This window comes from Streptomyces sp. NPDC004647 (genome assembly GCF_040609575.1).
Taxonomy (GTDB): domain Bacteria; phylum Actinomycetota; class Actinomycetes; order Streptomycetales; family Streptomycetaceae; genus Streptomyces.
In genome coordinates, this window is record NZ_JBEXKU010000010.1 from 45,607 (window position 1) to 70,762 (window position 25,156).

Annotated in this window: 23 protein-coding genes, 1 tRNA gene and 1 pseudogene; 7 read left to right on the forward strand and 18 right to left on the reverse strand. The window is 68.9% G+C overall.

The window, feature by feature from the left end:
• Positions 1 to 3 precede the first annotated feature (3 nt).
• From ABZW18_RS06670 to ABZW18_RS06710, 9 genes and pseudogenes are all read right to left on the reverse strand, one after another.
• Positions 4 to 831 carry an ABC transporter permease gene (locus ABZW18_RS06670; RefSeq protein ID WP_356183020.1) on the reverse strand — a complete coding sequence of 276 codons (828 nt, stop codon included), beginning with the start codon at positions 829 to 831 and terminating at the stop codon, positions 4 to 6.
• A gap of 2 nt (positions 832 to 833) precedes the next feature.
• The gene (locus ABZW18_RS06675; RefSeq protein WP_356183023.1) at positions 834 to 1,604 is read right to left on the reverse strand and encodes an ABC transporter permease; all 771 of its coding nucleotides are present in this window, start codon (positions 1,602 to 1,604) and stop codon (positions 834 to 836) included.
• Complete coding sequence (locus ABZW18_RS06680; protein ID WP_356183026.1) at positions 1,601 to 2,560, reverse strand: ABC transporter ATP-binding protein; 960 nt, start codon at positions 2,558 to 2,560, stop codon at positions 1,601 to 1,603. The genes ABZW18_RS06675 and ABZW18_RS06680 overlap by 4 nt, the downstream gene beginning before the upstream one ends.
• A gap of 585 nt (positions 2,561 to 3,145) precedes the next feature.
• Complete coding sequence (locus tag ABZW18_RS06685) at positions 3,146 to 4,258, reverse strand: sigma-70 family RNA polymerase sigma factor (RefSeq protein ID WP_356183028.1); 1,113 nt, start codon at positions 4,256 to 4,258, stop codon at positions 3,146 to 3,148.
• Positions 4,259 to 4,946: 688 nt separating this feature from the next.
• Positions 4,947 to 5,996, reverse strand: coding sequence for a hypothetical protein (locus ABZW18_RS06690; RefSeq protein ID WP_356183031.1), 1,050 nt, complete (start codon positions 5,994 to 5,996; stop codon positions 4,947 to 4,949).
• A 96-nt stretch (positions 5,997 to 6,092) separates the two neighbouring features.
• Positions 6,093 to 6,893: a hypothetical protein gene (locus tag ABZW18_RS06695; RefSeq protein ID WP_356183034.1), complete on the reverse strand. Its 801-nt coding sequence runs from the start codon at positions 6,891 to 6,893 to the stop codon at positions 6,093 to 6,095.
• Between the two features lie 905 nt (positions 6,894 to 7,798).
• Positions 7,799 to 7,945, reverse strand: a pseudogene (locus tag ABZW18_RS06700) (multicopper oxidase domain-containing protein); the annotation flags it as partial.
• Positions 7,882 to 8,430: an iron-sulfur cluster-binding domain-containing protein gene (locus tag ABZW18_RS06705; protein ID WP_356183194.1), complete on the reverse strand. Its 549-nt coding sequence runs from the start codon at positions 8,428 to 8,430 to the stop codon at positions 7,882 to 7,884. The gene ABZW18_RS06705 and the pseudogene ABZW18_RS06700, both read right to left, overlap by 64 nt.
• A gap of 344 nt (positions 8,431 to 8,774) precedes the next feature.
• A complete protein-coding gene (locus ABZW18_RS06710; protein ID WP_356183037.1) occupies positions 8,775 to 9,737 on the reverse strand; it encodes a hypothetical protein in 963 nt (320 codons plus the stop codon).
• A gap of 143 nt (positions 9,738 to 9,880) precedes the next feature.
• On the opposite strand from ABZW18_RS06710, the gene ABZW18_RS06715 reads away from it, so the two are divergent.
• Positions 9,881 to 11,080 carry a histidine kinase gene (locus ABZW18_RS06715; RefSeq protein ID WP_356183039.1) on the forward strand — a complete coding sequence of 400 codons (1,200 nt, stop codon included), beginning with the start codon at positions 9,881 to 9,883 and terminating at the stop codon, positions 11,078 to 11,080.
• Positions 11,077 to 11,760 (forward strand): response regulator transcription factor, encoded by a 684-nt coding sequence (locus ABZW18_RS06720; protein WP_356183042.1) that lies wholly within the window; start codon positions 11,077 to 11,079, stop codon positions 11,758 to 11,760. Before ABZW18_RS06715 ends, ABZW18_RS06720 begins: the two co-directional genes overlap by 4 nt.
• A 226-nt stretch (positions 11,761 to 11,986) precedes the next feature.
• Here ABZW18_RS06720 and ABZW18_RS06725 read toward each other — a convergent pair whose 3' ends face one another.
• From ABZW18_RS06725 to ABZW18_RS06735, 3 genes are all read right to left on the reverse strand, one after another.
• Positions 11,987 to 12,631 carry a dihydrofolate reductase family protein gene (locus ABZW18_RS06725; RefSeq protein ID WP_356183044.1) on the reverse strand — a complete coding sequence of 215 codons (645 nt, stop codon included), beginning with the start codon at positions 12,629 to 12,631 and terminating at the stop codon, positions 11,987 to 11,989.
• A complete protein-coding gene (locus ABZW18_RS06730; protein WP_356183046.1) occupies positions 12,616 to 12,984 on the reverse strand; it encodes a YciI family protein in 369 nt (122 codons plus the stop codon). The genes ABZW18_RS06725 and ABZW18_RS06730 overlap by 16 nt, the downstream gene beginning before the upstream one ends.
• A gap of 229 nt (positions 12,985 to 13,213) precedes the next feature.
• The gene (locus tag ABZW18_RS06735) at positions 13,214 to 13,786 is read right to left on the reverse strand and encodes a dihydrofolate reductase family protein (RefSeq protein WP_356183049.1); all 573 of its coding nucleotides are present in this window, start codon (positions 13,784 to 13,786) and stop codon (positions 13,214 to 13,216) included.
• A gap of 359 nt (positions 13,787 to 14,145) precedes the next feature.
• On the opposite strand from ABZW18_RS06735, the gene ABZW18_RS06740 reads away from it, so the two are divergent.
• A complete protein-coding gene (locus tag ABZW18_RS06740) occupies positions 14,146 to 15,027 on the forward strand; it encodes a LysR family transcriptional regulator (protein WP_356183051.1) in 882 nt (293 codons plus the stop codon).
• Positions 15,028 to 15,721: 694 nt separating this feature from the next.
• Here the strand turns inward: ABZW18_RS06740 and ABZW18_RS06745 are convergent.
• Complete coding sequence (locus ABZW18_RS06745) at positions 15,722 to 16,693, reverse strand: GNAT family N-acetyltransferase (RefSeq protein WP_356183053.1); 972 nt, start codon at positions 16,691 to 16,693, stop codon at positions 15,722 to 15,724.
• Positions 16,694 to 17,303: 610 nt separating this feature from the next.
• Here ABZW18_RS06745 and ABZW18_RS06750 point away from each other — a divergent pair.
• The gene (locus ABZW18_RS06750) at positions 17,304 to 18,170 is read left to right on the forward strand and encodes an NAD(P)H-binding protein (RefSeq protein WP_356183196.1); all 867 of its coding nucleotides are present in this window, start codon (positions 17,304 to 17,306) and stop codon (positions 18,168 to 18,170) included.
• Between the two features lie 12 nt (positions 18,171 to 18,182).
• Here ABZW18_RS06750 and ABZW18_RS06755 read toward each other — a convergent pair whose 3' ends face one another.
• The 3 genes from ABZW18_RS06755 to ABZW18_RS06765 are packed head-to-tail and all read right to left on the reverse strand — an operon-like array spanning position 18,183 to position 19,699.
• Positions 18,183 to 18,830 carry a transposase gene (locus ABZW18_RS06755; RefSeq protein ID WP_356183056.1) on the reverse strand — a complete coding sequence of 216 codons (648 nt, stop codon included), beginning with the start codon at positions 18,828 to 18,830 and terminating at the stop codon, positions 18,183 to 18,185.
• Complete coding sequence (locus ABZW18_RS06760; protein WP_356183059.1) at positions 18,736 to 19,347, reverse strand: transposase; 612 nt, start codon at positions 19,345 to 19,347, stop codon at positions 18,736 to 18,738. The genes ABZW18_RS06755 and ABZW18_RS06760 overlap by 95 nt, the downstream gene beginning before the upstream one ends.
• Positions 19,295 to 19,699 carry a transposase family protein gene (locus ABZW18_RS06765; protein WP_356183062.1) on the reverse strand — a complete coding sequence of 135 codons (405 nt, stop codon included), beginning with the start codon at positions 19,697 to 19,699 and terminating at the stop codon, positions 19,295 to 19,297. The genes ABZW18_RS06760 and ABZW18_RS06765 overlap by 53 nt, the downstream gene beginning before the upstream one ends.
• Between ABZW18_RS06765 and ABZW18_RS06770 the strand changes: the two genes are divergently transcribed.
• The 3 genes from ABZW18_RS06770 (at position 19,699) to ABZW18_RS06780 (ending at position 23,031) form a co-directional block, all read left to right on the forward strand.
• The gene (locus ABZW18_RS06770) at positions 19,699 to 21,081 is read left to right on the forward strand and encodes a YfjI family protein (RefSeq protein WP_356183198.1); all 1,383 of its coding nucleotides are present in this window, start codon (positions 19,699 to 19,701) and stop codon (positions 21,079 to 21,081) included. The genes ABZW18_RS06765 and ABZW18_RS06770 overlap by 1 nt on opposite strands.
• Before the next feature lie 290 nt (positions 21,082 to 21,371).
• Positions 21,372 to 21,575: a helix-turn-helix domain-containing protein gene (locus ABZW18_RS06775; protein WP_356183065.1), complete on the forward strand. Its 204-nt coding sequence runs from the start codon at positions 21,372 to 21,374 to the stop codon at positions 21,573 to 21,575.
• 58 nt (positions 21,576 to 21,633) lie between these two features.
• Positions 21,634 to 23,031, forward strand: coding sequence for a tyrosine-type recombinase/integrase (locus ABZW18_RS06780; RefSeq protein WP_356183068.1), 1,398 nt, complete (start codon positions 21,634 to 21,636; stop codon positions 23,029 to 23,031).
• Positions 23,032 to 23,073: 42 nt separating this feature from the next.
• Here ABZW18_RS06780 and ABZW18_RS06785 read toward each other — a convergent pair.
• Positions 23,074 to 23,150: transfer RNA gene (locus tag ABZW18_RS06785), tRNA-Thr, on the reverse strand.
• A 257-nt stretch (positions 23,151 to 23,407) separates the two neighbouring features.
• Entirely contained in the window at positions 23,408 to 25,006 is a 1,599-nt protein-coding gene (locus tag ABZW18_RS06790; RefSeq protein WP_356183071.1) for an alpha/beta hydrolase, read from the reverse strand.
• Between the last annotated feature and the right edge of the window lie 150 nt (positions 25,007 to 25,156).

A 25,156-nucleotide genomic window follows, 5' to 3' on the forward strand; every position in this document is an offset into this window, starting at 1 on the left:
CGGCTACCCCGCTATCCGTACAGTCGTGCTGGCGCCCCAGATCGCCAGGCTGAGGAAGAAGTCGAGGATGTTGATCGCCACGATGGAGGTGCGCACCGCGCGGCCGACGGCGACGCCGACCCCTGCCGGGCCGCCGCTGGCGTAGTAGCCGTAGTAGCAGTGGACGAGAATGATCAGGACGGCGAAGACGATCACCTTCCCGAAGGACCAGAGCACGTCGACCGGTGGCAGATATTGCTGGAAGTAGTGGTCGTACGTGCCGGCCGACTGCCCGTAAAAGCCGGTGGTGATGGTCCGGGCGGCGAAGTAGGAGGACAGCAGCCCGACCACATACAGCGGGATCACCGCGACGAAGCCGGCGATCATCCTGGTGGTGACCAGGAACGGCAGCGAGGGGACGCCCATCACTTCCAGCGCGTCGGTCTCCTCGCTGATCCGCATCGCACCGAGCTGTGCGGTGAAGCCCGCGCCGACCGTCGCGGAGAGCGCGAGACCGGCCACCAGCGGAGCGATCTCACGGGTGTTGAAGTAGGCGGAGACGAAGGCCACGAAGTTGGACGTGCCGAGCTGGTTGAGCGCGGCGTAGCCCTGCAGGCCGACCTCGGTGCCAGTGAAGAAGCAGAGGAAGGCGATGACGCCGACCGTTCCTCCGACCACCGCCAGCGCGCCACGGCCGAAGCTCACCTCGGCCAGCAGCCGCAGCACTTCCTTCTTGTAGCGGCGCACAGTACGGCCGGTCCATGCTATGGACCGCCCGTAGAAGGCCATCTGCGAGCCCAGCTCCTCCAGGGAGCGCATCGGGCGTGCGAGCAAACGATCCGACAGAGCCATCCTCATCCCCTCTGCGGAACGATTTGGAAGTAGATCGCGGTCATCACGAAGTTGGTCACGAAGAGCAACATGAAGGTGATGACCACCGATTGGTTCACCGCGTCGCCCACGCCCTTCGGCCCGCCCTTCGCGGTCAGGCCCTTGTACGAGGCGACGATCGCGGAGATGGCGCCGAAGACCAGCGCCTTCAGCTCGGCCGCCCAGAGATCCGGTAGTTGGGCGAGGGTGGTGAAGGAGGCCAGATACGCGCCGGGGGTGCCGTTCTGCAGGATCACATTGAAGAAGTAGCCACCGGCCACGCCGACCACCGAGACCAGCCCGTTGAGCAGCACCGCGACCAGCATCGAGGCCAGCACCCGCGGTACGACCAGCCGGTGGATCGGGTCGATGCCGAGCACCTGCATCGCGTCGATCTCCTCGCGGATCTTGCGGGCCCCGAGGTCCGCGCAGATCGCGGTGCCGCCCGCTCCGGCGATGAGCAGCGCGGTGACGATCGGCGACGCCTCACGCAGCACCGCCAGCACCGAGGCCGCCCCGGCGAAGGACTGCGCACCGAGCTGCCGGGTCAGACTGCCGATCTGCAGCGCGATCACGGCTCCGAAGGGGATGGAGACCAGGGCGGTGGGGAGAATGGTGACGCTGGCGATGAACCACGCCTGCTGGATGAACTCCCGCACCTGGAAAGGCCGTCGCGGCAGGGTCCGCAGGACGTCCAGGGCCATGGCGAACAGGCTGCCCGTGTGCTTGAGCCCCGCTGTGGGCGAGAAGCTCATGCGCCCGCCACCTCCCGCGGGTGCCGTGCCGCCTCACGCTCGGCGATCATCTCCCACCGGGGCGAGCGGGTGACCCCGGGGCTGGGCAGCAGACGGGGGGTGACGCCCGAGCCGGACGCGCCCTTGCCGCCCTGGGGGCCCCGGTGGTCACCGGCGTGCAGGGCGGCGAGCTCCTGCTCGACCTGGGCCGCGTCCTTCTCCTCCGCCATCCCGATCGGACCCTGCATCCGGCCGTTGAGGAACTGCCGCACGACGGGTTCATCACTGGCGAGCAGATCTTCCCGGGCGCCGAACATCACCAGCTCGCGCCGGAACAGCAACCCGATGTTGTCCGGTATCGCCCGGGCCGAGGCGATGTCATGGGTAACGATCAGAAATGTCGCGTCGATCTGTGCGTTGAGATCGACGATCAGCTGGTTGAGATACGCCACGCGCACCGGGTCGAGACCCGAGTCGGGCTCGTCGAACAGAATGATCTCCGGGTCGAGCACCAGCGCCCGTGCAAGACCCGCCCGCTTGCGCATACCGCCGGAGATCTCGCCGGGCAGCTTATCCTCGGCGCCGATCAGACCGACCATGTCCATCTTTTCCAGGACAATCTTCTTGATTTCACTCTCCGACTTACGGGTGTGCTCCCGCAGCGGAAAGGCGATGTTGTCGTAGAGATCCATCGAGCCGAACAGCGCACCGTCCTGGAACAGGACACCGAACAGCTTCCGCACTTCGTAGAGGTCGTGTTCGCGCAGGGTGGTGATGTCCCGTCCCGCGATCTGGATCGAACCCCGGTCGGGCTTCAACAGGCCGACGAGCGTCTTCAGGAACACCGACTTGCCCGTCCCCGAGGGGCCGAGCATGACCGAGACCTCCCCGGCGGGCAGAGTCAGCGAGACGTCCTGCCAAATGACCTGGTGGCCGAAGGATTTCGTCAACCCTTCCACACAGATCTCGACACCCATCTGGGACACCCTTCAGCCGTGGACAAACGATTCGAGAGTCTGCACGCGGCTCGATGATCGGCGACGCGTACATGGGGCAGGAGTACGGAGAGCGAGAGCCGGGTGTGCGGACGAGAAGGAGGAGTGCCCGCACACCCGGCAGTTGAGATCACCGCGTTTTCAGGCCTGGCCAGGACGTACGGCCCGCAGAGTTCGCGGCGGTCGGCGCCATGGCGAGCGGAGGCCCGGCGGTCAACGCCGCAGAGCGGCCGGCGGCCGAGTACGTTCCACGCATGCTTCGAGCCACTGGGTGACTCTCCTCCCATGTCCGTGCTCCCGTCCCCGGAGCAGGTCTGTCATTTGCTCTACGGGGGCGGGCGGTGCGTCCGTCGCTGAAAAGAAGGATTTCTTTGCGTAGAAGCCCAGTTACCGCAGGTGACAGGGCAGATCGACGGGGCAGCGCAACGGGGCCGGGCAGCATCGACGACGGCGCGACCGGGCCGTCACGGCCGGGGCTCGGACTCGGGCGGGCTCAGGGCTCAGGGCTCTCGCTCAGGGCCCTGGCTCGGGCTCAGTGCCGGACTCCGGCTCGGGATCGGCTCACCGCTACGGCAGCCGCGTACTGTCCGGAAGGAGATCCCTGGACGTATCGCTGGGGCCGGTGGGACCGGTGGGACCGGTACTGGCGGTGGACCCGGTGGGGGCGTCACCCGGAATGACCGGCACCTCGGTCTTCGAGACGGTCTTCATCCTGGAGGACCGCGGAACGGAGGCAATCGACGGGACCGGCGGAACTTGCGGAACCTTCGCGCTGAACGACACCGCCGGGACCGACGACACGGAGGGGGCGGACAGCGTCGGCAGCGTCGGAAGCGACACCGTCTCCGGGAGCGCGGGCAGCATGCCTGCCGGCAGCGACACCGGACTCGTGGGAACCGGACCGCCGGTGTCCGGCTCGGCACGGGTGCCGTTCGCCGGGGGGATCTCCTGGCCGCGACCGGACTCGGGGGGCTTCGCCGTCTCCGAGTTGTAGGACCGCGGGGGGTCCGCGCTGTCCCATTCGTGTGCGTACGGAAGGGCCAGTCCCAGAATGGCCAGCGTCGCTGCGGTGGAGGCCACGGTCATCGCCTGAGCCGTACTCCCCGCCCGGGGCCGGCCGCGCCAGCACAGCAAGCCGGCGACGACCAGCGTCCCGGCCAGCGATTTGCGCAGGGTTCGCCGGGCCCTGGCGAGCAGCGACTCGACGGTCCGATAGCTCAGTCCCATCTTCCGGGCGACCTGGTCGACGTCCAGGTCCTCCGACTTGAGCCAGAGCGCCTCCGCCTGCCGGGAAGGAAGCTCCCCGCTGCGGCGCGCCAGCCACTTCGCCTCCGCTCGGTCGCACACCGCCTCGTCGACGGGGACCGGGCAGGGCGGGGTGAGCTTCGGCCAGCTGCGCGCCTCGGCCTCGCGGTAGACCTGCCGGTACCGGTCCACGCACAGGCGCATGGTCACCGTCGTCAGCCAGGCACCCAGCCGCTCGTGGTCGACGTACGGGTTCTCCACGGCGCGGATCATCGCCTCGTGCACCGCGTCCTCGGCGTCCTCGACGCTCATGGACCGGCGGCGCGCCACCTTCAGGAGATGCTCGCGGTGGCTCCATATGCGCTGCCAGCGCTCGTCCGAGCCACCGTCCGGTCCACCTCCACCCGATTGCTCGGGATACATATCCGTCGCCATAAGGGCCCCTTCGCACTGTTGGGACACATCAAATACCTGGAGCTCCCGGAATTGCGGTTTCGTGCATTACGGAGAACTAACGATGATGCGCAGGTCGCCATCACGGAAAAGTTCGTGCGGAGCACGGACCTCTCTGCTGGGAGCACCCGGCGGCCTTGGCCGAACACAATTGCGCCCGCTGCCGGACCCCTCGGACTCGGGCGCCGACGGGGGCCGACATTACCGCCCGGTACTCGCCTTGTGGAGGGGCCGGACGTGCTCAATCCGGATCGTTGCCAACCGTGCACAACACGGTGTCGAACAGGGAGTACGCGCCCCGGGCCGGTCCGCGACGGCAGGGAGAGCCCGCGAGACGGTGCAGGGCGGCGGACTCGGTGAGTCCGGACCGAGGCCCCGCGGTGCGGGGAGAACCGGTGCCCGCCGACGGTCCCGGGACAGCGCAAAGGCCCGCCCTCCGGAAGGGAGGAGCGGACCTTGGCGTGAACGCTTAGCGGTGAACGCTTAGCGGTGAACGCTTAGCGGTGAACGCTTAGCGGTGAACGGTGAACGGTGAACGGTGAACGGTGAGCAGAAGGCCGCCGGGCACTTCGGCTCTCCGTCCATTGCACCGCACATCCGGCGCACGCACCGTACGGGCCGTCCCCGCCCCAACGAGGGCTGCCCATACGGTCAGTGCGTCAGAAGGTGATCAGGCGTTGATGCCGCCGAAGGCGGGCGCAGCCGGGGCGGCCGGGAAGGCGCCGAAGACCGGCAGGGCGGGGATGTTGGCGGCGTTGGTCAGGTCGGCCGGGGCGGCGGGGGCCAGGCCCTGCGCGCCGGCGGCGGCGTCACCGGCGATGCCCTGCGCGTCGGTGCTGACGGTGGCGGCGAGGCCCTGCGCGAACGGCTTGGCATCAGCGGCGACACCCTTGGCGAACGGGGTCGCGCCGGCCGCGACACCCTGCGCGAAGACGCCCGCGTCACCGGCGACCAGCTGCGCGAAGGGTGCGGTCTGTCCGGCCACGTTGCCGGCGAGCACACCGGCACCGCCGGCGGCCTGCTGCGCGACCGGGGTCACCTTGACGACGGCCTCGTAGGCGACGGGGGGCAGGACGTCGGTGGCGGTCTGGTCCACGGTCGGGCGGGCACCGGCCACGGCACCCTGACCGGCGGCGGTCAGCTGCTCGAGACGGGAGGCGGCCAGGGCCAGGCCGCTGAGCAGGTCCTCGGTCTTGCCGGGGGCGGAGGGCGCGGCCGGCGCGGAGGGCAGGTCGGAGGGAGCGGTGGGGGTGGCCGGAACGGCCGGGGCGGCGGGCGCCGCGGGAGCGGCCGGGACACCCGGGGCGGCCGGCAGCTTGCCCTTGACGGTCTTGACGGTCTTACCGGCCTTCTTGGTGGCCTTCTTGGCTGCCTTCTTGGCGTCGGCCTCACCGCCGGTGACGCCCTGCAGCTTCTGCTGAGCGGTGTTCTTGGCGCCCGAGACGGTGCCGGTCACATCGCTCAGGCCGTCGGTGGAGGGCAGGCCGCCACCGAGCTTGCCGGTCGCCTTGCCGGCCGTGCTCTGGGCGGTCTCCTTGACGGTGTCGCTGGAGGGCGCGGTGTCCTGCACGGACCCGGCCACACGGGTCGCGGTGTCGGTCACGGAGCCGGTGGAGGGAACGTCGGGCAGCTCCTCCGCGGACGCGGCGGCGGTGCCGAGGGCCCAGAGGCCGGTGGCGGCAGCTGCGATGACAAAGGAACGACGGATGTTCTTACGCATGAGGGGGGTCCTTCGAAATCAAGGGGTTTCCGGGGGATGGGCAGACCTGTTCCGCCCCCGCAGCGGCAGGTCCAAAAGGCGGAGGAACGGCCTGCCCTAGCCCGGGAATTCGAGGATTTCGGTGGATCGCTCACGCGTCGGCGCAGAACTCGCCTCGCGCACCGCGCCGGCCGGCAGACCGTAGCGCGGGGTGTCCGACACCGGAGTGGCGTGCGAGTCCCCACCACGGGGGCCGCTGCTGTCTCCGGCGTTCTGGGACGTGGACCCGCTCTGCGCGGGTGCCTGGGGGAAGTGCGCCGGGAGCCGGTCCCGGTGCTGCTGCGCGTCGTCGGCGTCCGCCTGCTCCGCGCGGTGCTGCTGCGAGGAGAGGTCGGCGGCGAGGACGGTGGCGCGGTCGGCACGGCTGTCGGCGGTCTGCTTCGCAGCGCCTGCCGAGGTGTCGGGTGCCTGCAGGCCCGGGCCCTGGCGGCCGGTCTCCGGCCGCTGGCTGTTCTCGTCCCGGCTGCTCTCGGGCAGTCGTACGGGACCTCCGGTGGTGTCCTCGACGAGGTCACCGGCGGGGCGGGCGAGCCGCTCCGTCCGCCCCGCGATCGGCCGTACCGACTCCTTGACCGCGTCCTTCGCGGTCACGGTCTTCCGCTGCCCCTCGGGCTTCGCGGAGTGCCGCTGGGGGTCCTCGGCCAGATGCTCCTTGGCCTTCTCCCGTACGTGCTGGGCCGGAGCGAACAGCTTCCCGCCGTGCGACGAGCCATCCGACTCCGCCGCGTGGGCACTGCCGCCGAAGAGGAAGGCGAGTCCCAGCAGGCCCCCGAGAAAGAGAGCCACGAGCAACGCACGCCGCGCCACCACGGTGCGCGGACCGCGCACCGTGACAGGTATGACGTACGAAGCAGACAAGGGGGATACCTTCCGGTACGACAACAGGCTGCGTCCTCATCGGGTAAGTGCCCCGAGTTTTGCAGCAGTTCCGGGTGACGAGATTGATCCTTGCATGATCGAAGGGGGGCCGCGCAAGTTCCGTGTTACCGATGAGCCGCCATGTCCGATATGAGAAAACGCGATCGTTCCTCCGAACCCCCGTGGGAAACATTCCGGCAACCTGTGAGTCACCAACTCCCTTCCCCACGACGGTTCCCAGCCGGTATCCGACGAAGGAACCGCTTCACCGCGCACCCCGAATGCGTCGCCCTCAGCCGGGTTGTGATCAGCGTCATGACAATCCGGACCCGCCGACAGCACGGGTGTCGCCTCCGCGATGGCACGTAGTTTCGCTCACACGGCGAGCAATTCAGCGGTAAGCAGACCTGACCCCCTGGCCACAAGCTGAGACTGGAACTGTGACGGCGGCACGAAAGACACCCACCCCGCCGCAGACGCCGTATCAGCCGAACAAGAAAGCCCAGGTCAAAGAATACCTGGGCTTTCCTTGCGTGGAGCCGCCTAGGGGAGTCGAACCCCTGACCTACGCATTACGAGCACGCTAGGGATCATGTTGACCCGTGATGCGCGATCGCGTCACGTCCCGTCTTCGCAGATCAGAGCACCTGTCGCAATCCCGCTGTTCGTGCCCCGTGTTGCACCGTCCAAAGGCGTCCGCGCTCCCCTTGCGCTCCCCTGACCTTCATCCGTGACAGACCAGGACCGGACAGCCATCGCCTGTGGCACCTCAGACGGCTCTTGTCAGCCTCCCATAACGCTCACTTCCCGGGCAGCACGACAAATACCGAGTTGACAGTGCCCGTGACGTACGTCAGCACGCTTTCTCGGCATCTTGGGTTGTCGGCCCGCACCGAGGGCCGAAGTCAGGAGTGGTCATGGTGGTGGCTGGAGCCACCGCCGATTCTGCCGGGCTTCTGGCCGGGGGCGGTCACCACGAACTGACCCATCAGGCCCTGGTCCTCGTGGCACAGCACATGGCAGTGGTACATGTACGGGAACCCGGGGTCGCTGTGGTCGCGGAAGCACCGTCGAGCACCGGGGTCGCGCAGCCGCCGCAGACTCCGTCCTCGCAGGAGAAGTCCAGGGTGGGCCCGACCTCCTGAAGGGCGGTCAGCAGGCTGGTGCCTGGGGGCACCGCAACGATCCTGCCGCTGCGGGCGAGTTCGGCCTCGAAGGGCGTGTCCGATCCCGCACCGGACCGCGCGGCGGCGGCGAAGCGCTCCAGGTGCAGCCGCCCATGGGGGCAGGCCGCGGGCATGGCCGCTGCGACCGCGTCCATCAGCGGGGCGGGCCCGCAGCAGTACACCGCGACGCCCCGCGGCGCGTGGGCCAGGAGCTCGGCGAGGTCGGGACGCGGATCGGTGTCCGAGGCCGACACCAGGACTCGGTCCGGGTAGTCGCGCAGGAGGTCGTCGGCGTAGGCCATGGCCCGCCGTGATCCGCCCCGGTATTCCAGCCGCCAATCGGCGCCCCGGGACGCCAACCGGCGGATCATCGGCAGGAGCGGTGCGATGCCGACGCCGCCCGCGAGGAACAGATAGGACGGGGCGTCGGCGAGGGGGAAGTGGTTGCGGGGGCCGCGAACCGCGACAGCCGCCCCGGGGGCAAGGGTCTGCGCCTCGACGGAGCCGCCGCGGCCGCGCGGTTCGCGCAGTACGGCGATCCGGTAGACGTCCCGCCGCTCGGGATCACCGCACAGCGAGTACTGGCGTACCGTCCCCGACGGCAGGACCAGGTCGATATGCGCCCCCGGCTGCCAGGCCGGCAACTCCCCGCCGTCCGGGCGCCGCAGTTCCAGTTCCACGACCTGCTCGGCGGCTCGGCGGACGGCGGCCACGGTCACCCGCGTCTGCGCTGCGGGGACCCGCTTCGCACTCGGGCCTGCGGATCGCGCCGCCGCGGCCCGCGACCCCAACGGGTCCTGCCGCCGGGCTTGAAGACGGAGAGGAACACCGCGGTCCACAACAGAACAGTGAAGACAACCAGGCAGACCACCAGGGCGAGGCCCGTGCCGCCGGGCTCCTGGGACGGCTCGAGAGCCCGGAGCTCCTTGATCCACTTGTGCTCGAAGAAGGCCGCGAACAGCGGCAGGCTCAGGGCGATGACGAACTTCAGCAGCACCCACCAGTGCCGTATCAACCCCCACGGCGTGCCCAAGGAGACCACGACACCGGTGATCAGGGCCAGCGCCATGCTCGGGATGACCAGCGTGAGGTCGAACAGGTGCATGATGTCGTACGCGGTACGCCGCGTTCCGTGGCCGTCGGCGGTCAGCCCCACGACGGACATGACCACCATCGCCAGCGACAGCCCCATCCAGCTGACACTGAAGCCGATGTGCAGCATCAGCCAGACCTTGCGCGCCCTGCGCCCCAACTGCGGGAAGCGCGGCTTCATCAGCACGGCCAGCACCGCCGACCCGAGCATCCCGCCCAGCGGCTCGTAGTTGCCGAAGCTGAAGAGGAACTGCAGCGGGACGAAGGCGAGGTGAAAGACGATCAGCGTCCGGCGGGCGCGGGCCCCCGACGCCGGCCGTCCCAGCCCCCATCCGGCGACGGCCACCAGCGCCACCGCCAGCAGATACCCGACCACACCGGCCATCTGGAGCACGGGGAACGCGGGATCCGGGCGGACGTACAGGACGACAGCTGCGACCAGGCAGAAGAGGGCGAAGACTCCTTGCGCCGCCCGCGACGCACCGTTGTTCCGCCGACACGGGGCGCCGTCCGGACCGGCGATCGGGCCGGGCGCCGTGGTGTGCTCCGGGCGCTGCGCGGGGCTATGGGGATTCGTAGAGGACATGGCCTCAGCGTCGGCCGGGCGGCGCCTCTCGCACATCGGCCGTTCCCCGCCCGCTGATCGGCGGAAAGGCGCAGGCCGCACCCGTCCGCGTACAACGAAAGACTGACCCTGCCCGGTTCGCGGTCCGGTTAGGGTCGTGCGCCATGGAACGGAGTTCCCGGTACGCGGCGGCCGTCAGACGCTTCCGCCCGGTCATCGAGGTGCGGGTCGCGGTTGCCGTGGCCGTGGCCGTGGCCGTCAGCACGGCTACCCGGGACGGCGGTTCGGCGAAATTCGCGTATGTCGACTATCCCGGCGGGCAGCCGCCCCTGTGGCTGGCTGCCGGGCTGGGGCTGCTGGTCGGCGCGGCGGTCTGGCAGCGACGACGCCGTCCGGAGCTGCTGCTGGTCGCCGCTCTTACCGCCTTTGTGGTCCTGTCGGCGTGGATCGTGGTGATGCTCGCCCAGTTCACGCTGGCGGAGCGGACGGCCTCCTGGCGCAAGTCGGCGGTCGCCACCACCGCCGTCCTGGCGGTGGTGATCGTCCCGGTCTGGCGGATGGGCGGCCCCGATGCCAGCGCCCCCATGGGCCTGGCGATCGGTGTCGTCCCGGCACTGATCGGGCTGTACGTGGGGACGCGCCGCGAGTTGCTGGCGGGGCTGCGCGAGCGGGCCGAGCGGGCCGAGCGCGAGCAGCAGCAGCGGGTGGAGCGGGCACGCAGCGACGAGCGCGCCCAGATCGCCCGCGATATGCACGATGTCGTCACCCACAGGGTGTCGCTGATCGTGCTCCATGCCACGGCCCTGGAGGCGACCAAAGGCGACAACGCCGTCACCATCGGCCGGCAGATCGGCGCCATCGGACGCGAGGCACTAACTGAACTCCGCTCGCTGGTAGGCGTGTTGCGCGCCGACGAGGCGGCGCCGACCGCGCCGCAACCCGGTCTGGCCGACCTGGAGGCGTTGGTCGACGCCTCGCGCCGGGCGGGCACACCGGTCACCCTGGAGACGGCCGACCCCATCGGAGCGGCGGCCGCGGGTCTACCCGCCCTGATCGAGCATGCCGTTTACCGCGTCGTCCAGGAGGCCCTGAGTAACGTCCGCAAACACGCGGGACGGGCCAGGACCCGCGTCCGGATCTCCTGCACCCCGCAGCTGCTGCACCTGGCGGTGACCAATGAGCATGGCGCCGCCGGACCCGAGCAGGGCCTGCCGAGCGGCGGACACGGCCTGCTCGGCATCGCCGAGCGGATCCGGCTCCTGGGCGGCACCCTGGACGCCCGGCCGACCCCGGAGGGCGGATTCGAGATCTCCGCGCAGGTCCCGCTCGACCCGAATGCGGTCAGGCCGGAGGCAGTCCGATGAGCGGGAGTGACCCGACGCGGGTGCTGATCGTGGACGACGAGTGGATGGTGCGCTCGATGCTGCGCACCATCATGGAGTCCGCACCCGATCTGACGGTGGTGGGCGAGGCCGCCGACGGCGCCGCCGCGCAGCGCATGGCCGCGGCCCTGCGGCCCGACGTGGTCCTGATGGACATCCGCATGCCGGGGGCCGACGGGCTGACCGCCACCGAGCGGATCACACAGGCTGCCTCCGCCCCGCGCGTCGTTGTCCTCACCACCTTCGACCTGGACGAGTACGTGCGCGCGGCGATCCGCAACGGCGCCGTGGGCTTTCTGCTCAAGGACGCCTCGGCGGAGGAGATGATCACCGGGGTGCGCAGCGCCGCTCGCGGCGACGCGATGCTCGCGCCGCGGGTGACCCGGCGGCTGCTGCGGCACTTCGCGGCCGACGACGCGCGCGATACTCGGGACGACCGCCGCAGGACGGAAGCCCGAGAACGGCTCCAGGTGCTGACGGCGAAGGAGCGCGAGGTGCTCGCGGAGCTGGGCGGCGGGTTGTCCAACACCGACATCGCCGCCGCCCTCGGGATGAGCGAGGCGACGGTGAAGACCCATGTCAGCCGGATCCTCACCAAGCTCTCCTGCACCAATCGCGTCCAGGCGGCCATCCTCGCCCACCACGCCGGACTCCTGGATTGAGGCTTGACCGAGCAGGCCGCCACCACGGCCATCGTCGACCGCCTGACGTTCAACGGCACGATCATCGAGACCGGCACCGACTCCTAATGGGCGGTGAAGCGGGTCATCACCGACCGACTCCGGAGCCGAGGAACCCGCCAAGGCCAGCTGACCACCTGAGACGCGACTCGACGGCCCGCTTCAGGGCAGCCCCGGGAGGCAAAACAGCCCGGCCGGGGCCAGCCGGTCACTTTCGCCAGAACAGGTGGTGCGTCACACCGCTCGGACTGGGCACGACCTCCAGGTGGAACCGGTCGAGCAGCTCATCGGGTGACTCCCAGAGCCGTGCCCCGGATCCGAGCTTCACCGGCGAGACCGCCACATGCAGGGTGTCGACGAGGTCGGCATCGAGGAACTGCCGGATGGTGGTGGCCCCGCCGCCGAGCCGGACGTCCTTGCCCTGCGCCGCCTCCCGCGCCTGTGCGAGGACCGTGGCCGGGTCGCCGTCGACGAAGTGGAAGGTCGTGTCGGAGAGTGTGAACGAAGGACGCTTGTGGTGGGTCATGACGAACACCGGGGTGTGGAACGGAGGTTCGTCTCCCCACCAGCCCTGCCACTCGTGGTCCTGCCAGGGGCCGCGCTGCGGCCCGAACTTGTTGCGGCCCATGATCTCGGCGCCGATGTTGCGCGCGAAGTCCCGCGTGAAGTAGTCGTCGAGGCCGCGGCTGCCACCGGGGTCGGTGCGCCCGGGCCAGCTCGCCGTGGCGCCGGCCCAGGCGACCAGCTTCCCGGGATCGGCGTGGCCGAAAGGACGCTCAAGACTTTGGTCCTCGCCGGCACCGAATCCGTCACTCGAGACGGTGAAGTTCTGAACTCTCAGTAGCTGAGACATCTGTTCCTCCTGTGTTGTCGATATCGGTGGTGAGACTCTCCGGGCCGGGCAGACTCATCGCTGCATCCGTGACCGGTCAGAAGCTGGGCTGCCTGGTATTCGACGATCCGGCGGACCTCGACCTGCCCGTAGCGAGCCGTCGGCACCCGCTCGGCCCAGGACAGCGCGGCGTCCTCGTCCGCCACCTCGACCTCGATGTATCCGGCGACCGTGGCCCCCGCGCCGATCACAGCGCCGGCCCGCACCTGGGCCTGTCCGTCCCGAACCATGACGGTCTGCGCCTGGCCTGCCGGGTGGAACCCGGACTCGTGGACGAAACTCCCGGCCGCCTTCAACGCAGCATCCAATTCCACCCATTCGTCGATCTCACCATGCCCGGGCCCCGCCTGCACGGGGTCGCAGGGCGTACACCAGAGCGAACTTCATCAGCCGTGTCCCTTCACAAGATGTCCCTGCGACCACCTCGCGGTCGCCCGCATTGCCCGGTTGCGGCACCTGAAGATCTGCCGGGATGCCCGGCTCCTGTGGAGCCGGGCCCGGCCCCCTTGATCACCCGCCGCAGCGGATGGGGTCCGCGACGTGTCAGCGCACGACGTCGAAGACGTTCTTCTGCATGCCGTTGGCGTACGCCTCGTGCTCGACCAGCTTCAGCTGCTGCGCGTCCTTGTCGGTGGTGCTGAACAGGCGCTTGCCCGCGCCCAGCAGAACCGGGAAGACGAGAAGGTGGTAGCGGTCGATCAGGCCGGCGTCGGAGAGGTTGCGGTTCAGCGTGGCGCTGCCGTGGATGATGATCGGGCCGCCGTCGGTCTTCTTCAGCGCGGCGACCTCCTCCAGCGACCGCAGGATCGTCGTCTTACCCCAGTTGTCCACCAGGTCTCCCTCGGTGAGGGTGGTGGAGACGACGTACTTCGGCTTCTCCTTGTAGTCGGCGAACTCCGCCATGTCCGGCCAGACGGGGCTGAACGCCTCGTAGCTGGTGCGGCCGAACATCATCGCGGCGGCTTCCCGCTGCTCCCGGCCCTTGATCTCGTAGGCGGCCTCGATGAACTCGACGTTCTTGAACGTCCATCCGGAGTTGCGGTAGCCGGGCTCGCCGCCCGGTGCCTCCACCACGCCGTCGAGCGAGACAAAGGCGGAACTGATCAGAGTGCGCATCTTGAGTCTCCTGGTTTCTTGATGATTGGTGTGGCTGCTGTGGTCGGTGTCGGCCTCGCGGACCCTGGTCGCGGTCGCCGGTGCCGCCAGGAGGCAGCGCCGCTCCGGAGTGGGGGCAGCGGGCGGGGCGGGGTGTGGTGCCGTCCCAGGCTGCACCACGGCACGAGAGGTGATCAACACTCAAATGGGGCAGCGGCGTTAACCCGGCGCTAAACGATCCGGTCCGCCGAAGCGCGGCACCCGCCGCACCGAAGGCGGCGCGGAGCGGCTGACGCGACTGCGGCCGACCAGCAGTGCGCCGACCCCCGCGGCGGGGTAGCGTGGCGCGTTCTCAAGCAGGCCGAGTCACGGGAGTCGTCGTGGAGTTGCGGGACATCGAGATTCTGCTGGTGCTCGCCGAGGAACTGCACTTCGGCAGGACCGCGGAGCGGCTGCACATCACTCCGTCCCGGGTCAGCCAGTGCGTCAAGGCGCAGGGCCGCATAGGCGCGGCGCTGTTCGAGCGGACCAGCCGCAAGGTGGTGCTCACCCCGATCGGGCGTCAGCTGGTCGACGACCTGGCGCCGGTCCACCGCCACTTGCGGGAGAGCCTGCGGCGCGCCGAGCAGGCGGCCCGGGGGACGGTCGGCGTGCTGCGCCTGGGCATGATCGCCGCCAATGTGGACGATCTGCGGCCTTACTTCGACGCGTTCGCCGCCGCGCGCCCCGGCGTCGAGGTGCAGATCCGCACCATCGGATTCGCCGACCCCTTCGCCGGGCTGCGCGCCGGAGAACTCGACATCGCCCTGGTCTGGCTTCCCGTCCGGGAGCCCGATCTGACAGTGGGCCCAGTGATCCACATCGAGCCGGTGGTGCTCGCCGTCTCCTCCTCCCACTCGCTGGCGCGCCAGGCGTCGGTCTCCCACGAGGACCTCGCCGACCAGATCACCATCGGCGGCGCCGCGCCCGCGTACTGGCGCGAGGCCATGGTGCCGTCGCACACCCCCAGTGGCCGTCCCATCCCGGTCGGGCCGACCGCCTCCGACTTCCTGGAGATGCTGCCGATCTTGTCCACCGGCGAGGCCGTGTCGCCGGTGCACCTGCAGGCCACCCGCTACTTCGCACGGCCCGACGTCGCCTATGTCCCCATCCACGACGCCGCGCCGGCCCGATGGGCACTGGTCTGGCGCACCAGCGCCGAGACCGACGCCATCCTGGCCCTCGCGAAGATCGTCGAACAGCTCGGGCCGCTGGAGCAGTAGCGGCCGGCCGCAGGGCGCGACCCCGAACGCACCACCCGCCGCGCGATCACAGCCCTCAACCAGCCCGGCCCGGCTACAGCGTCAGCCTCGACCCGACCGACAACGCCGCCCGAGCCCCAGCGCCGAACATCCGGCGACCATCACTGCCACCGGGCCCCAGCTCTCCCCATGACCATCCTGAGTTGCGACTACTTACGCGTCAGAGGTCATCCACCAGGCGGACCCCAGGAAGACGAGCCCGAACCTCGTTCACTCCAGGCATAGCCACCCCTTGATCCGTTCCGGCAAGACGTCCGGTAGCTACCTCAGCTACCTGCCGACCAAGCACCGGCCAGACGGAATGGCTGGATCGCTCCGAGGCGCGCCCATCGAGCAGGCGACAGCGACTCAGTCGATGCGCTCTAGCGCAGGGCTCTCGTCCGTAAATCCGTTACGGCAATGTGCACCGGTGTTGCCGTCAAAGACTGCCGTCATGTCACGGGTCTCGGAGCTGCGGTTTCGTCCACGAGTCCGTGTTCCGTCGGTCGCGGGTTGAGGTACGGCAAGCTTCCCGGAGGAGGGGATGGCTTTATCCGCAGGAACGGACAGCACTTCGACAGTGGTCCAGGAGGTGTCTTGCCGTCGGCACTGGCTCGGAATATTCAGGGGTTCTGACAGCACCGGGCCTTCCTAGCGGGCCGAGCGCGGTGGTTGGTCAACGCCAGTCGTCGATCACATACGCGTCGGGGTGGCTGTACCCGGGTTCGTTGGGCCTGTGCATGGTCACGCCCTGCAACCAGGTGCGGAAACCGCGGTCGATCATGCGCCGGTAGGCATCCGGGTGGCCCAGGTTCATGCCAGCGTCCAGTTGCCTCAGCCCGCGCTCGGCGGCCAGCCGCTCGCACGCGTCGAGCAGTCGCTCGAACCGGTCGGCGGCCTCCGGACCAGGACGTACGGCGCCGAATTTGACGAAGCACACGTCCGCGCCAGCCTCCGACCCGGCTCCGCAGTGGCAGACGGCCAGGCCGTCGAGCTCGGAGCCGGCGCCATGGAGCAGGATGGTGTCACCGAGTCCCTGCGCGTGCGCGGCTACGATCTCGCGTTCCAGGCTCAGGCCCTCGTACACGGCTCCGGTCAGTGCGCTACAGAGGCTCAGCGCGTCGGGCCGCTCGGCGGCGGGCAGCTCGCCATAGAGCACCCGGCCGGGGACTGCGGCACCGTCTGTGACCTGCTTCTTCATGATGGCTGTGAGGAATCGAGGCCAGAAGCCGTACCGGCGGTAGAGCTCAAGATGCTTGGGACTGTGCGAGAAGGTGAACAGGCCGAGGTGGCGATTTCCCCAGGCGTCGAAGCAGTCGATGACCGGCTCCATCAGACGCCTGCCGATGCCCTGGTCCCACAGATCCGGACGTACGGTCAGCGGTCCGAAAAACCCGACGCTGCCCCAGTTGGCGGCGAAGTTCGATCCAACCACTTCGCCCTCGACCGTCGCCGCGAACGCCGCCTGTGGATCGGCCGCCCAGCGGGTGCGGACGTAGTCGACGGTCCCGAACGGATCAGGTGCCCCCAGGAAGGTCCCGAAGGCGACCCTGCAGATCTCATCGGCCCGATCCAGGTCCGCCTCATCCAGCGGGCGGACTGATACCGGGGCCGCGCCACTCTTGCGCTCCGCTCCTGGTGGGACCATCACTCTCTCCTTCCTACCCCCGTTCCATCGCACCACGGAGGTGCGCCGCAGGCGAGGTGAACGGTCCGGCGACACCCCCGAGGATCGAGGACCAAGCCGGTCTACCTTGCCTTTCCGCGGGAAGCGCAGCAGGAAGCCGGCGCCAGCGACCACCATGGCCGCCTGGATCGTTCTCTCCGACTCCACACGATGTAGTCATCACACACGTGATGACCTATAAGCGACCCGGGTCGGCTACTACGGGTGCCGAGGCTCAGGAAAGCCACCCCTGCCCTGGATGGGGAGTCAGCCGACGGGTGCTGTCCGTTCTCGTGAACATTGACCTCGCCCCCGGGCGGGCGCCTCCCAGAGTGCTGAACAACCGCTGTCGTGATCCGGGTTCTGGCGCAACTTCTGTGGCCAGCAACGGTGAGTCACCGTGCTCGACACACCTGTCCGATCAGATCACCTGTGCCCCAGGCGGTCACCGTGTCCGGATGCCATCTATGAACCTGCGTCACTCGATCCCATATGCGCTATATGGCTACGAGGGCGCAATCCTCGTTCAGCGCCAGCACCGGGAGGGCCAGGGCCTGTAGTCCCTGTTCCAAGCGCTTAGGGTTTCGTCATGATGACGCGACCGACCGCGGTGACAGGAGCATCGGGCCACGTTGGCGGTGCCGTCGTGAGACGGCTTGTGGATGCAGGGCACACGGACGTGCTCGCGTTGGTCCGGGAGCCGTCTCGATTCATTGATCTTCACCGAGTAGCGGCAGTGCGCCGAGCCGACTACACGTCGCGCGAGGAGATGGCAGCAGCTCTGACTGGCGTCGGAACGCTGGTCTTCATAGCCAGCGATGGCGAGGCAGCCCCGATGCTCGTCCATCACATCAACGTTCTGGACGCGGCCGCTCGGGCGGGAGTCGAGCACGTTGTGTATCTGAGCATCCTCGATCTTGAGCTGGACTCGCCGTTCTGTTTTGCCCCGGTGCACCGGGAGACCGAGAGAATGCTGCGTGACAGGCATCTTCCACACACGGTCGTGAGAGCCTCTATCTACGGCGAGTTCTTCACGCGCTGGGTCGTCGAGGCGGCAGCATCCGGCGACCTTGCTCTGCCCATGGGCGATGGTCGGGTGTCGCTGGTTTCACGTGGGGATGTTGCGCGTTGCCTGGCCGAGTGCGCTGTCCGCCGCTCCGGCGCCCTGGTGAAGGCAACCGGCGGACGCAGCTACGAGCTTGCCGAACTCGCTGACATTGCCGCTCGGTTCAGCCCGTACCCGGTCAAGAAGATTGACATCGAGCCGACAGATTTCAGCTCGCTGCTTTTGCGTCAAGGCGTCGCACCGTGGTGGGTCTACGCCTTCACCAGCATGTTCGAGTCGGTGCGTGAGCAACGCTTCGAGGCGGTCACCAGTGATGTCGCCACGTTGACGGGCCTTGCGCCGGTCGATTTCAGCACCAATGCTGAACTTGCCATCCAGGCATCGCCGCGTTGAGCAACAACGGTGTCATGGCGCGAGCAGGACTCGCTTCCGCAGGAGGGCGAAGCCCGCACGGCCGAACATCTGGCGTTTGAGCATCTTGATCCGGTTGACATGGCCTTCGACGACGCCCGAGTTCCAGGGGAGAGTCAGGCCAGCGATGACGGCGTCGCGGTCGCGGTCGATGCCTGCGGCGAGGGTGTGGAGGCTGGGGAGATCGTCCTGGCGGACGGCGTCAAGCCAGTCCGGCAGACGCTCGCCCTGGCGCTCGGCGAGCATGGCTGCGAAGGAGCGGACGTGCCTGGTGAGAGCATCGAGTTCGGGGCAGTTGGCCCGGACGCTCTTCAGGTGGAGCTGTTCGGTCTCGGAGAGGGATCCGGGCGAGGGCTGAACCCATCCGGCGACATCCCGGGGCGATGGGGGCCGGGCGGTCACGGGCCGTGGCGAGGTGCGCTTCTGGCGGAGGTAGGCGCGAACGCGCTGGTAGCTGCCCTTGTAGCCGAGCGGGACAATCTCTTCCCACAGTTTCCAGGCGTTGGTGCAGCCCTCGTTCCAGCGGTCGTCGAGGTAGATCTTGTACTCATCGAGGACGGAGGCCCGGGTCTGCCACTGACCGGTGAAGAGGTCTTCCGGCTTGGCGGCGTCTGCGTACCGTTTGACGGTTCGGCTCGTCATGCCGAGCTGGCGTTGGATCGCGCGACGGCTGTGCCCTGCCTCCACCAGGGGCATGAACGGTGGAGTGAATGGTCCGCGTACGGTCGGCAAACCGGTGACCGGTCGGCCACGGTGAGCCGGGCGACTCCTCCACAGGGCCGGGCTCGGCCTCAGGCGTCTCAGGTGTCTGAGGAACCAGGACGCGCAGGCACCGACGGTGCTGGGCGATGCTCCGCTCGGCGGCCTCACTGAGGTTGTGCCAGAGATGCCACCGGTCCGCGACCTGAACGGCCTGCGGTGCACCGGCGGTAGCGCCCTCGGCGAAGAACGGCGCACGGTCCCGGCACACGACCTCGATCCCCGGCCTCTGGGCCAGCCACGTGGCCAGGCTCAATGCCTCCCGGTCGGGCAGCAGGACGACGGGACGGCGGGTTTCGACATCTACGAGGACGGTGCCGTAGAGGCGGCCCTTGCGGGTGGCGTACTCATCGACGCCGACCACCCGCGGGGGGGGACTCCTCCGGCTCCGGAAGTGCATCGACCAGTCGCAGGACCGTGCTACGGCTGACAGACACGCCGAAGACGTGGGCCAGGCGGGCGCCGGCCCGGCCCGCGAGAGCGAGACCAATCGCGGCCAGAGTCGAGCGCAGCCGCTCGGTCCTCTGGGCGTGCCTTCGGGTCAGGCCGGCTACCTGCTCGACGAACGTGCGGCGCCCGCATTCGTCGTTCTGGCAGGTGAACCGGCGGACCCGCATCTGGAGTACGACGCTTCGTCCCGCGCTCGGGACATCAGCGGGAAACCGCAGGTACGAGCCGTGAACCCGGACGGACCACGTCCCGCAGCCTGGACACGAGGTACCCGCCGCAGTGCACCGAGCTTCAACGCGCACTGTCGCGACGAGAGGAGACCCAGACGCCCGCCGACCTCGCCGGCTGCCTCGCTCTCGCGGCCATCGCCACAGCGGCCGGCGGACGAGTGAAGGTATGTGTGCGCGGCCACTGGCGCGAGCCCGTGAACATCTACACCGCCGTTGCGCTGGACCCCGGCAACCGCAAGTCCGCCGTGTTCGACCTGATGGTGCGCCCCCTGCTCGCCGCAGAGAAAGCCCTCATCGAGCTGTCCGGCCATGCGCGGGCGGAGGCTGAGACCACGCAGCGGCTGGCCAAGGCCGCTGCGGACAAAGCCGCCGCCAAAGCCTCGAACGCCGACCCCGAACAGCGCGACCTGCTCACCGCCGACGCCGTCTCCCTCGCGCAGACGGCGGAGGAAATGACCGTGCCCGCCGTTCCGCAGCTCGTAGCCGACGACGTGACCCCGGAGAACGTGGGCACGCTGCTCGACCAACAGGGCGGTCGGATCTCCTGCCTCAGCGCGGAAGGCGAGTTGTTCGACATCATCGCCGGGCGCTACACCGGCAAGCCCAACATGGGCATGTTCCTCAAAGGCCACGCGGGCGACATGGTCCGCGTCAATCGGCAGGGCCGCGAAGCCCAGCACATCGACGCCCCCGCCGTCACCATCGGTCTGGCCGTCCAACCCGAAGTACTGGACGCCCTCAACCGCATCGACGGGGCCGACGGGCGCGGCCTGCTCGCCCGATTCTTGCACTCCAAGCCCGTCTCCCTGGTCGGCCGCCGCAACCTCACCCCAGATCTCCTCGACGAGGAGGCGGCGGCCACCTACGCCAAGCGTTTGGGCGGCCTCACACTCGCCCTCGCAGGCTGGACCGACCCCGCACTACTCCAACTCACCCCGGAAGCCGACGCCGTCCTGCTGGCCTTCCAGAAGGTCACCGAATCGCGGCTCGGCCCGGATGGGCCTCTCGCTCCGATCGTAAAGTGGGCGTCCAAGCGGGACGGGGCCGTGGCCCGCATCGCAGGGCTGCTGCACCTGGCCGCCCACCCCGAGGACGGATGGCACAAGCCCATCGAGGCCGCCACCATGGCCGCCGCCACCGAGCTTGGCGTCTACTTCACCGCCCATGCCCTGGACGTGTTCACCGTCATGAGCGCGGACCCCGCTCACGATGCGGGCCTGAACGTCCTGGCCACACTCGTCAGCAACCGGCCCGCGCAGTTCACCAAGCGGGAGCTGTTCCGGATGCTGCGCCGGGCCGACTTCCCCGCTATCGGGGACCTCGACCCCGCCCTGAGCCTGCTCGAAGAACACGGCTGGGTCCGCCAACTCCCGCCGCCACCCCGTACCGGACGGGGAGGTCGGCCGCCGTCGCCGCGCTACGAGACCCACCCCCGCATCACGTGGGCGCTCTGACAGAACCCCCAACCCGCTGACACAACTGACAGAACCCCTGACATCGGCCGCTGACCTGCACAAACATCCGTGATCGCGGTTTTGACAGAACTGAATTACAACTCGACAGAACCTCCGCGCTCCCTGCCGAGCATCCGCTGACACAACTCATGCACCGGAGGTTCTGTCAGCAAAAAATTCAGTTCTGTCAAAGATCACGGACACCATGAAATTGCAGGTCAGCGGCCTGCCAGGGAGGTTCTGTCAGTTCTGTCGGTGATTCCCCCTTCCCTGCCGAGGAGGCACCCCGGATGAGCACCGCGATTGCCGCCCCAGTCGACCGACTGCTGTACAAGCCGGAGGAGGCAGCCGAAGCGCTCTCGCTCGGCCGCTCCACCGTCTACGAGCTGATGGCTGAAGGCGCCCTGAAGTACATCAAGTTGGGCCGCACTCGCCGGATTCGGCGCGCTGACCTCGAAGCCTTCGTGGCGCACCTCGCCACACTGCCCAACTGACCCGAGCACGTCCCGCCCCGAGCACTGCGCTCGGGGCGCCTCCTGCATGGAGGAGCGCATGAGCCCCCGCAAGCCCAACATGGAATCGTCCATCTACTTCGGTACCGACGGCTGGTGGCACGGCCGCGTCACGATGGGCGTGAAGAACGACGGAAGCCCCGACCGTCGCCATCGCCGCGCCAAGACCGAGCCCGAAATCAAGCGCAAGGTCAGGGAGTTGGAGCGTCAGCGCGACCAGGAGCGTGCCCCCGCTGCGGGCCGCAAGCCGACGGTCGCCCAGTGGATGAACACGTACCTCACCGACATCGCGAGCCTGAAGCTCAAGCCGCGCTCCCTGGACGACTACTGGTCGAAGACCCGCAACGACATCGTCCCGGGCGTTGGCCAACACCGCATCGACAAGCTGCAGCCAGAGCACTTGGAGCGGATGTACCGGGCACTACTCGATGCCGGGCACGCCCCCTCCCACGTGGTGAAGGTGCACCGCATCCTGTCCCGCGCCCTGAAGATTGCCCACCGTCGCCGCATCGTCGGAGAGAACGTCGCCACGCTCGTGGACCCCCCGAGCGTCGACGAGACCGAGGCCAATCCCTTCACCAAGGAGGAGGCCAAGGCATTCCTCGAAGCCGCCGCAAAGCGGCCCACGTTCATGCGCTGGATCGTCGGCGTCGGTATGGGGTTCCGGCAGGGCGATACGCTCGGACTGCGGTGGCCGTACGTCGACCTGGAGGCGGAGCTGTTCCGCCCTGAGTGGCAACTCCAGCGCCTCACGTGGCGGCACGGCTGCGGCGACCCACACGCCTGCGGAGCACGCCTCCATCGCTTCGAACCCTGCCCGCCGAACTGCGCCACGCACAAGGGCTACAAGCGCGGCTGCCCGAAGCCCTGCACCAAGACGTGCACCAAGCACGCGAGCGCCTGCCCCGAACGCAAGGAGGGCGGGCTCGTCTTCACGCGCCCCAAGACCAAGAAGAGCCGGAACGCCGTCCCGATCCCGCCCGTCTTCATTCCGTTCCTGCGCGACCACAAGGATCAACAGGAGGAGATGCGAGCCGCCGCTGCGGAGCTGTGGCAGGAGCACCACGTCGTGTTCTCGCGGCCGGACGGACGCCCGCTGGACCCGCGCGCCGACTACGAGGAGTTCAAGGAGCTGCTCACCGAGGCCGGGATCGATGACCGCCGCCTGTACGACGGGAGCCGCCACACGGCCGGCACGATCCTGAACGAGCTGGGCGTCGACATGCCCACGATCATGGAGATCCTGCGGCACACCCAGATCAGCCAGACGAGGCGGTACGTGAAGGGCAGATCACACCTGTCGAAGGACGCGATGCGGCGCATGGGCGAGTTCTTCGTGCCTGCTCCGCAGGGTCCCCTTCAGGGCCCCACTGAGACCACAACTGAGACCGCCGATACCCGCGCGGCCCGCGCCCGGCGTCGCCGCCGCATCCGCTGAACGAGAAAGCCCAGCTCAGACCGGGTCTGAGCTGGACTTCAGTGGAGCCGCCTAGGGGAGTCGAACCCCTGACCTACGCATTACGAGTGCGTCGCTCTGGCCGACTGAGCTAAGGCGGCGAGCTGCGGATAGACCTGGCCGCAAAACGAGACCGGCATCCGCAACGGCGCCAAGTCTACACAGTCACCGGAGGTGCCCCGCACACCCGCAGGAGCCCGTGCGGAGGCGGATCGGGACCGGCACGAGCACCAGGAATGGCAGCAAATCTTTCCATTCCGGGCACTATGCCGACCTCGCCGCGAGGGACGCCCCCGGCGGTGTCCCAGGACCGCCAGTGGCGGCACCGGGCGACCCCGTTACACCTGGGCCCGGACAGTCAGCTGCACCGCTTGCCGTCGGCCGGGGCCCGGCCCTCCAGGAGATACGTGTTGATCGCCGTGTCAATGCAGTCGCTGCCCCGCACATACGCCGTGTGGCCGTCGCCCTCGTACGTCAGCAGGCTCCCCGAGCTCAGCTGATCGGCCAGGCCCCGCGCCCAGACGTACGGGGTGGCCGGGTCGCGGGTCGTGCCGACCACCACGATCGGAGGCGCGCCCTTCGCCTCGATACGGTTCGGTTCGCCGGCCGCCTTTACCGGCCAGTACGTGCAGTTCATCGCCGCCCACGCAAAGCCCGTGCCGAAGACCGGCGACGCCTTGCGGAAGGACGGCAGCTCCCTGCGCACATCGTCCGGCCCGCCGAAGGAAGCCGGGAGGTCGAGGCAGTTGACCGCGGGGTTGGCGAACATGAGGTTCGCGTACGAACCGTCCGAGTCCCGCTCGTAGTAGCGGTCGGCCAGCCTCAGCAGCGCGGCTCCGTCGCCGTCCATCGCCGACTGCAGGGCGCTGCGCAGCTCCAGCCACGCCCCCTCGTCGTACATCGCGGAGATCACCGCGGTGGTGCCGAGCGCTTCGCCCAGCTCACGGCTCTCGCCGGTCTGCACCGGAGCCATGTCGAGCTTCCTGAAGAAGTCCTGCAACCGCCTGCTCGCGTCCTGCGCGCTCTTGCTGCCGAGCGGGCAGTCCTCGCGCCCCACGCAGTCCTCGGCGAAGGCGGTGAAGGCGGTCTCGAAGCCGGCGGTCTGGTCGCGGTTCAGCCGCAGAGCCGGCAGGGAGGGGTCCATCGCGCCGTCCAGGACGAGCCGCCCCGACCGTCCCGGGAAGAGCCCGGCGTACGTGGCGCCGAGGAAGGTGCCGTACGACGCACCGACGTACGTCAGCTTCTTGTCGCCCAGCGCGGCCCGCAGCACATCCATGTCCCGGGCGGACTCGACCGTCGAGACATGGTCGAGGACCTCCCCGGAACGGTTGTCGCAGCCCTTCGCGAACTTCTTGAACGAGCCGACGAGTTCATCGGTCTCGTTCTGGTCGTCCGGGGTCTGGTCGACCTGCGTGTACGCGTCCATGTCCTTGTCGGACAGGCAGGTGACGGGCTCGCTGCGGGCGACTCCGCGCGGGTCGATCGCGACGATGTCGTACTGCGCGCGGACCGGCGCCGGGTAACCGATCCCGGCGTAGTTCTGCAGATAGCCGACCGCGGAGCTGCCGGGACCGCCCGGATTCACCAGCAGCGAGCCGAGGCGCTCGCCGGGGCCGGTGGCCGCCACACGGGAGACGGCAAGCCCCACTTCCTCACCCGCGTCCGGGTCGTCGTAATCGAGGGGCGCCTTCATCGTGGCGCACTCGAAACCCTCCGCTCCGCACGCCCGCCAGCGGAGCTTCTGCTCGTAATACGGCTTGAGACCGGCCGGGATCGCGGTGGGGAGCGGCTCGAGCACCTTTACTCCACCGGCCTTCATCCGGCCCCCGGCGCGCTCTCCGGACTGTGGCGAGGCCGACGCTCTCGGGGTGGAACTCCCGGACGAACAGCCGGAGATCAGGAGGCCCGCGACGGCGAGAACGGTGCCGGAGGTGCGGAGCAGACGGCTGGTGTCCATGCGATCCCTCAGTTCTTCACGTCGCGTGATCGGAGAGTATCCGCCTGGTCACGCTCCATGCGCTGTCCGCCGTCCCCATACGGGTGAGGGCCGGGTCCGTACGGCCCTTCCGCGCTTCCGACCTGCCGCCCTTCCGTCACCCCTCCTCCG

Coding starts and splice junctions, on each gene's coding strand:
- ABZW18_RS06670 (WP_356183020.1), bottom strand. CDS start 831: ATGGCTCTGTCGGATCGTTTGCTCGCACGCCCGATGCGCTCCCTGGAG.
- ABZW18_RS06675 (WP_356183023.1), bottom strand. CDS start 1,604: ATGAGCTTCTCGCCCACAGCGGGGCTCAAGCACACGGGCAGCCTGTTC.
- ABZW18_RS06680 (WP_356183026.1), bottom strand. CDS start 2,560: ATGGGTGTCGAGATCTGTGTGGAAGGGTTGACGAAATCCTTCGGCCAC.
- ABZW18_RS06685 (WP_356183028.1), bottom strand. CDS start 4,258: ATGGCGACGGATATGTATCCCGAGCAATCGGGTGGAGGTGGACCGGAC.
- ABZW18_RS06690 (WP_356183031.1), bottom strand. CDS start 5,996: ATGCGTAAGAACATCCGTCGTTCCTTTGTCATCGCAGCTGCCGCCACC.
- ABZW18_RS06705 (WP_356183194.1), bottom strand. CDS start 8,430: ATGATCCGCCGGTTGGCGTCCCGGGGCGCCGATTGGCGGCTGGAATAC.
- ABZW18_RS06710 (WP_356183037.1), bottom strand. CDS start 9,737: ATGTCCTCTACGAATCCCCATAGCCCCGCGCAGCGCCCGGAGCACACC.
- ABZW18_RS06715 (WP_356183039.1), top strand. CDS start 9,881: ATGGAACGGAGTTCCCGGTACGCGGCGGCCGTCAGACGCTTCCGCCCG.
- ABZW18_RS06720 (WP_356183042.1), top strand. CDS start 11,077: ATGAGCGGGAGTGACCCGACGCGGGTGCTGATCGTGGACGACGAGTGG.
- ABZW18_RS06725 (WP_356183044.1), bottom strand. CDS start 12,631: ATGTCTCAGCTACTGAGAGTTCAGAACTTCACCGTCTCGAGTGACGGA.
- ABZW18_RS06735 (WP_356183049.1), bottom strand. CDS start 13,786: ATGCGCACTCTGATCAGTTCCGCCTTTGTCTCGCTCGACGGCGTGGTG.
- ABZW18_RS06745 (WP_356183053.1), bottom strand. CDS start 16,693: ATGGTCCCACCAGGAGCGGAGCGCAAGAGTGGCGCGGCCCCGGTATCA.
- ABZW18_RS06750 (WP_356183196.1), top strand. CDS start 17,304: ATGACGCGACCGACCGCGGTGACAGGAGCATCGGGCCACGTTGGCGGT.
- ABZW18_RS06755 (WP_356183056.1), bottom strand. CDS start 18,830: ATGACGAGCCGAACCGTCAAACGGTACGCAGACGCCGCCAAGCCGGAA.
- ABZW18_RS06760 (WP_356183059.1), bottom strand. CDS start 19,347: ATGCACTTCCGGAGCCGGAGGAGTCCCCCCCCGCGGGTGGTCGGCGTC.
- ABZW18_RS06775 (WP_356183065.1), top strand. CDS start 21,372: ATGAGCACCGCGATTGCCGCCCCAGTCGACCGACTGCTGTACAAGCCG.
- ABZW18_RS06780 (WP_356183068.1), top strand. CDS start 21,634: ATGAGCCCCCGCAAGCCCAACATGGAATCGTCCATCTACTTCGGTACC.
- ABZW18_RS06790 (WP_356183071.1), bottom strand. CDS start 25,006: ATGGACACCAGCCGTCTGCTCCGCACCTCCGGCACCGTTCTCGCCGTC.